The 6,416-nt window shown below is 61.1% G+C and carries 3 protein-coding genes and 3 pseudogenes; 3 read left to right on the top strand and 3 right to left on the bottom strand.

All coding sequences use genetic code 11. The annotated features are described in order from the left end of the window. Positions 1 to 128: 128 nt before the first annotated feature. A pseudogene (locus PY310_RS21785) lies at positions 129 to 1,307 on the bottom strand (ISL3 family transposase); the annotation flags it as partial. Positions 1,308 to 1,329: 22 nt separating this feature from the next. Continuing rightward, a pseudogene (locus PY310_RS21020) lies at positions 1,330 to 2,555 on the bottom strand (IS110 family RNA-guided transposase). Positions 2,556 to 3,438: 883 nt separating this feature from the next. On the opposite strand from PY310_RS21020, the gene PY310_RS21015 reads away from it, so the two are divergent. The 3 genes and pseudogenes from PY310_RS21015 to PY310_RS21005 all read left to right on the top strand — a co-directional run. Continuing rightward, a complete protein-coding gene (locus PY310_RS21015; protein WP_275216570.1) occupies positions 3,439 to 3,885 on the top strand; it encodes an NUDIX domain-containing protein in 447 nt (148 codons plus the stop codon). Between the two features lie 42 nt (positions 3,886 to 3,927). Continuing rightward, the gene (locus tag PY310_RS21010; protein WP_342755765.1) at positions 3,928 to 4,506 is read left to right on the top strand and encodes an IS630 family transposase; all 579 of its coding nucleotides are present in this window, start codon (positions 3,928 to 3,930) and stop codon (positions 4,504 to 4,506) included. After that, positions 4,437 to 4,809, top strand: a pseudogene (locus PY310_RS21005) (IS30 family transposase); the annotation flags it as partial. The gene PY310_RS21010 and the pseudogene PY310_RS21005, both read left to right, overlap by 70 nt. Before the next feature lie 191 nt (positions 4,810 to 5,000). On the opposite strand, the gene PY310_RS21000 reads toward PY310_RS21005, so the two are convergent. Beyond that, positions 5,001 to 6,167 carry a PucR family transcriptional regulator gene (locus PY310_RS21000; protein ID WP_275216569.1) on the bottom strand — a complete coding sequence of 389 codons (1,167 nt, stop codon included), beginning with the start codon at positions 6,165 to 6,167 and terminating at the stop codon, positions 5,001 to 5,003. Between the last annotated feature and the right edge of the window lie 249 nt (positions 6,168 to 6,416).

The raw sequence follows: 6,416 nt of genomic DNA, 5'->3' as shown, positions 1-6,416 counted from the left end.
GGCGAAGAACGCCACGCCGCCCAACTACCCAGCCCCTGAGGACCAACAACCCGGTCAGAGACATGTCACCGACGAAAAATCCCAGCACATCTCCTGTCTTCGCAAGACCGGCTCCAGATAACCAACACTTCCACTTTCGCCGTTGTCGCGCCGGTGACGACGAGGACTTCGATCTCTTTCCACCACCGGCAGACCGTGCGCCAGAGCCGGCTGGTTTCCGGCTGAGCGGCCCGTTCGACCAGGACCTGCAAGCGGTCTTTTGCATTGGCCGCGTCGGCGAGGGATCCGGTAGCGAGCAGCGTCCGGAGCTGCTCTTTGACCAGCCAGGCGGCCTGCAGTTTCCCGGTGGCATCGTCAGTCGAGAACACCGTGGCCAGCCTGTTCCGTGCCCGGTCCGAGAGCGTGTCACCGGCACGCAGGAGCAACCGCCGGTTGGCCCAGACCGGGTCAATGGAGCGTCCCCGCCGGCCATGAACCTGCTGGGTGAGCCGTTGCCGGCTTCGGTGAGCATGTCGTTGCCGAGCTTGACCAGGTGGAACGCGTCGACCGAGACCGCGGTCCGCGGAAGCCACATCCGCAACGCCTTACGGAATGCGGCCGACGGGTCCATCGCGACGACCTGCACGCCCAGGCGCCACTCCAGCGGCCCGGGCGAACAGCCAGTCCCCGACACCTTCACTGTCGCGGCCATCGACGATTCCCAGGACCTGGCCGGTGTCCAGATCAACAATGGTGGTCATCCAGGGTTCGTAGCGTTTCCAGGCCCTGGTGGCCGGGTCGCGGAAGAACCGCACGGACCGGTAGCGGTGTTCATCAATGCCGAGCATTCGCGGTGCCAGCGCATCGACATCAGGCAGTGTCAGCGCCGCGGAGTCCAAGGCACGCTGGACCAGCCACTACGAGACACCGAAGGAAGAGGCAGCCTCCGCTGCGGCTCTCCCGGATCCGATCACGGCGGCCACCAGGGCCTCCCGGAGCCGGCGGGTGGACCGTGCCCGGCGCGGGACCTGGGCAGTCTCCTCGGTGAATGTCCTGCGCGGGCACAGGTACTCATCGCAGAAGAGTCTCCGCTTGGCCCAGACAACTTCGACCGGGCCGGCGACCGGGATGTCGCGCAGACGTTGTGACCGACGTGAATGCACCCGGGTGCTGATCACTCCGCAGGACGGGCAGCCGGCCTCTGCGGTGGCATCGATGCGGATCCGTCGCTGACCGAATGCGAGGATCTCGGTGCCGGTGACGCGGTAGTCGGGCAGGTTGAAGATAGCGGTGGCAGCGTCGGGGCGCGGGGAAGTAGGCTCGATCAAGACATCCCACGGATCTAAGCTGTCAAGCCGCGTTGAGTGTTTCTTCCTTCGCTGCGCTCCATGCGGTGTTTTCGTCGTAGCGGGCGTGGTGGCGTAAGCAGCCGTGCAGGATGCCAACCAAGCGGTTGCCGAGTGCGCGCAGCGCTTGATGGTGTGTGGCTCCACGTGCCCTGCGGGCAGCATAGTACTCCCGGGCACCGGGCGAAGCGTTTAGAGCTGCAAATGCCTGACCGTATAGTGCATCGACGAGCCGGCGGTTGCGGGCATAGCGGGCCAGCACCACGCTTTTCTTGCCGGAGGCACGCGTGATTGGACTCATCCCGGAGTAGTTTTTTCGTGCCCGAGCATCGGCGTAGCGATGCGGTGCGTCTCCGAACTCTGCAAGCACCCGAGCACAGGACCCAGGCCGGGCTGGCTCAGGTAGATCTCAGCGTCCGGGTGCCGGCCAAAACACTCCTCCACCTGCTCTTGTAGTGCCTGGATCTGGTTATTCAATTCTGCGATGACGGCAACGAGGCCTTTCGTGGTGGCGGTGTAGGCGGCTTCGATACCTGCACGAGCCTCCAATTGCTCGCTCTGAAGGGCAGAGGTGATCTCGTCCGCCCGGGACTTCAGGTAGCGGCTGCGCCCGGCCTTCCGTAATAACGATTGGACTTTGGCTGACGACAATTTCCGTGCCTTCTCCGGGCCCGGTGCCACCGCCAGGACCGCGATGGCATCTCGGTCGGCAAGGGCGCTACCGAACACGGCTAGCGCCGCCGGGAAGTACTCACGCAGGTTTGAGCGCAGTACGTTGACCTGACGCTGCCTGGCCCAGATCAATGACTGATGCGAGCGTGCCAGCACTTTGACTTCTTCAGCGGCGTCACTGTCACCGATGATCGGGCGGTGATGAGCGTGGTCAGTTCGCACCAACTGGGCCAACACCCAGGCATCGCCCTTGTCACTTTTCGCCCCAGAGGTGCCGTGCCGTTCCCGGTAGCGAGCGGCCTGCAGCGGATTGACTGCAATGACGGAGTAATTGGCCGCCAGCAGTGCAGCAACCCACGGGCCCCGGTCCGTTTCGATGCCCACCATTACCTGCTCGGACCCATCCTGCTCGTCCAGATGATCGGCGATCAGTCCATGCAGAGCTTCGATTCCCTTGACACCTTCTGATAGCCGGCGGCGAGCCAGCAGCCGGCCTTCCTCATCGATTAGAGCAACATCATGGTGGTCCTCAGCCCAGTCATCACCCACGAATAGCATCTGCACCTATCCTTTCCAACGGCGTCCCACTGTCCCCGAGCCGCCTTGGAGAAGGAACCAGCTGCGACCTAATGGATCAGTGCTCGACCGGCACGACATCCCACCAGCGCTTTCGCCCTCCTCGCTCACCAGTAGGGGCACGATCTTGATATAGGACTCCTGAGGAAAGCGTCCAGGCTCGTAAAGTGCTCACCTACCAGCGGCTCGGATACCAGTCTGTCCCGATAGAGCCAGCCGGTACACTCCCATTAGGCTCGTAGCTCCTGACTCTTGATGAATGCGTAGAGAACATCCATCACAGGAGGGCTACGAGCCCTTCAGCTTTCAAGACACGGAACCTGTTTCACCATCAACCACGGAGAGCCGGCATGGTCTACATCAACGAGCCCTCGGAGACCGCCGGCGCGCTAACCCGGCGCCCGGCATAGCGGGCCGGGACCGAGTAAGTAGAACTGACGGACGCAAATCTGGGACTTGTGGTCGGCTTTGAAGGAAAACGTCGAGGCTCGAGCGCGTCCACCGGGCAACGGCCGGAGCATGCTGGCTTCCTCCGCTGCCGCAGCACCGACGGTGATGGGAGGGCCGGTTATGACGCGGTGATCGTCGTTGACACATCGGCAGCCGGCCATATAAGCGTTCTGCTCGTGTGAGCAGCGTGCAGCTCGGCGATTTCTCAACCCGCTCGTCTCTATGGTGTTCGACACGGGCATGTTATATTCACTGCACATGTGATCCGCGCCACTGACGTTATTTGCAGCTCAGAGGTCTTTGAAGCATACGGATCGCCAGTCCCTACGATACTTAAGCCATTGCGGGCCCTGCCGGCTAAAAGATCGGCGCGTCGGAAGCACTTATGTCGAACATTTCCCCGTCACATCGTCGTATGTCTCACCAGTCAGTTGATACGAGCGGCGTAACAGCGACACGCACTGTTGTGGCGGTCGTTCTTGAGCGGCATGGGAAGATTGCGCTCTTTCGACGTAGCCAGAAGCTCGACCACGATAGAGGGGTCTGGCATTGCATAACAGGCTTTGTCGAGCTCGACACTTCACCAGAACACCAAGCAGCACAGGAGTTGTTTGAAGAAACGGGACTGGCCTTGGCAGACCTACTAAGCCTCCATCAGGGACCGCTTCTCGAGTTTACAGACCATCTAGGGGACCTGTGGCAGATCCACACTTTCACGGCAGAAGCATCCACCCTTCTGTTGACAATCAACTGGGAACATGACGCCTACCGCTGGATTTCTCCTTCAGATGTGCCGCGAATGACTTGCCGTGTGAGCTGGCTGGAGCGCGTGCTGGAGGCGACAGGGCATAGGAGGGACTAGTGTCCTGCGCCTGAAATTCACTTCGTAATTATAGAATTGGGTATGGCGAACGTTGGACGGCGGAAGGCCCCTGTGGAACTGTCGGAGGAAGAGCGGGAGATGCTGTCCCGGCGGGCGCGGAGGGCGAAATCGTCCCAAGGGCTTGTGAAGCGCTCGAGGATCGTGCTGGGCAGCGCCGAAGGCCTGAGCAATGTCGAGGTAGCCGCCCGTTGTGGAGTCGAACCTCATACCGTGGCGAAGTGGCGTCGCTGCTTCCTGGAACGTCGGCTGGACCGGTTGGTCGATGATCCCAGGCCCGGCCGTCCCGCCAGCATCACCACCGATCAGGTCGAGGATGTCGTGGTTGCGACGCTGGAATCGACGCCGAAGAACCCAACACACTGGTCGTGGGCGAAGATGGCAGAGCGGTCGGGGCTGGCGAAGTCCACCATCGGGCGGATCTGGAAGGCGCTCGAGCTCAAGCCCCACCGAACCGATGGGTTCAAGCTCTCCAATGATCCGTTGTTCGTGGAGAAGGTCTATGACGTGGTGGGGCTTTACCTTAATCCGCCGCCGAATCCGTGCGCGACGGTCTCATCAAGACCGTGGCCACACTGCCGCAACATCTGCGCGGATCCCTGACCTGGGACCAGGGTGCGGAAATGGCCCTGCACAAGTCATTCCGCATCGCCGCGGACATGGACGTGTACTTCTGCGACCCCGCCAGCCCCTGGCAGCGCGGATCCAACGAGAACACCAACGGCTTGCTGCGACAATACTTCCCCAAAAGCACCGACCTGAACGCCTAGGACCCGAGGACCTGGAGTACGTCGCCCAGGAACTCAACGGACGACCACGAGAGACCCTTGGATGGGATACCCCCGCGGGGCGTCTCCGTGGTTTACTGATAGCCACTTGACCTCGGGTGTTGCATCGACCCCTTGAATCCGCCTCAGTGGGCAGTCCCGTGGCCGCCTACGGGGAGTTTTTCATGGCCGCTAGCACTCAGTCGGAAGTTGGACGGCTGGAGGCCCGGGTTGGGATGGCCCGGCGGGATCATTTGGTCGTAGACATGCCTCCGGTCGTAATCCCGCAAGGTACCCCGCTGACGCACGCGCCTTCCGTGTCCCGTGACCTCAGTCGTTGATTGCCTCCTGCTTTGCAGCTACGAATGCCAGCAGCAGGAGCGTAGCGTCGGCCGGCACGGTAATGTCGTACCCGGTCAGTGTTTCGAGCCGACGCAGACGGTTCAGGACCGTATTGCGGTGGCAGTACAGCTGTGAGGCCGTCGCCGTTATCGACCCGGAACGGGCAAAACTCCAGGCCACTTCAGTCAGGCGCTCTTTCTCCGCCTCTGAAGCAGTGTCGAATCCTGCCAGCACAGACGCCACAAGCTCCGGCGCGGCATCATGCAGCCTTGCTGCCAGAAACGGCAACCAGAGATCCTTGAGCTCAGCCGGTCCACCGGTTCCTGACGCGCTCAGTCCGACGATCTCCATAGCAAGTCGGCATGCCCTGGCCAAGGTTGAAAAGCCGTGGATCACCGGCGCTATTCCGCAGGCGGAATGGGCAAGCAGCTGCCTTAGCGGCTGGGTATCTTCACCCTTCCAGTCCGAGATGAGCAAGCTAAAGTGTCCGGTTGAGTGGATGTAGGCGGTGTGGCCTGAAGCCGTCAGGCGGTCCGCCGCTATGCGCAACTCTTGGTCCCGCTGCACCGTGGCGGCAACAACGACGAAGTTGCCGTTCGGATCCACTTGGATCACTTGGGCAAGATGGTGGAGATCTTCCTCAGCAGGAGAGTCGCTGTTCAAGATGGCTGTCATCAGCCGGGCTCGTTCGCTCAGCCGTCTATCGACCAAGCGTGACTCTTCTTCAAGGTAACCCGTCTGGACCTCCATGGAATAACGTTCTACTGCCGCCCAGATCTTCTCCACTCCTGTCAAAAGCAACTCGCGATCAGCGGGACCGGTGTAAGAACGGAAGACTTCCCAGAAGACTTTGAAGTCGAGGCGTACTGCCGTCAGCAGGTTATTGAGTGGTATTCCGACACGGGCTCGGTCCTGGCCGAGACGTCGCGCTGTCCAGATGATCTCCGGCTTGAACTCATCATTACCGGCAATCTGCCCTAGAAGGTACCCAAAGGAAGCCAGAGCATCCACCCGGAGCTGCTCCGTCGACACCACACCGTCGCGGTACACGTCGAGCTGTACAACATACTCGACGAATAGGTCAGCAAGTGCCCCGATGTCAGCGCGGGCATGCTCTACAAGCTCAGTCCATCTCCCTTGCAAAGGGACAGGCATGCGAACTGTGTTGTGCAACTGCATACTCCAAGGGCGTAGGAAAGGCTAATTCTGTGGCAAACGCATCTAGCTATTGGGCCGACTTCTCAACCATAGTATGAAGGAAGCAATTGAGATGCACCTCACAGGTGCCCCTCCTAGGGGGAACGCTGGATCGCACCTGAGCAGTACAGGCGTCTCTTTAGCTCCCATGGCACACCCGCAGAGAGGGAAATTTTATGAGCACTGTACAGACCGCTACCAGCGCAT

This window comes from Pseudarthrobacter naphthalenicus, from assembly GCF_029076445.1.
Classification (GTDB): domain Bacteria; phylum Actinomycetota; class Actinomycetes; order Actinomycetales; family Micrococcaceae; genus Arthrobacter; species Arthrobacter naphthalenicus.
The sequence above is the reverse complement of the archived record's forward strand: the minus strand, read 5'-3'. Positions and strand labels throughout refer to the sequence as shown.

What these genes read in the sequence shown, in the direction of transcription:
- PY310_RS21015 (WP_275216570.1), top strand. Translation starts at nt 3,439, where the DNA reads ATGTCTCACCAGTCAGTTGATACGAGCGGCGTAACAGCGACACGCACT.
- PY310_RS21010 (WP_342755765.1), top strand. Translation starts at nt 3,928, where the DNA reads ATGGCGAACGTTGGACGGCGGAAGGCCCCTGTGGAACTGTCGGAGGAA.
- PY310_RS21000 (WP_275216569.1), bottom strand. Translation starts at nt 6,167, where the DNA reads ATGCCTGTCCCTTTGCAAGGGAGATGGACTGAGCTTGTAGAGCATGCC.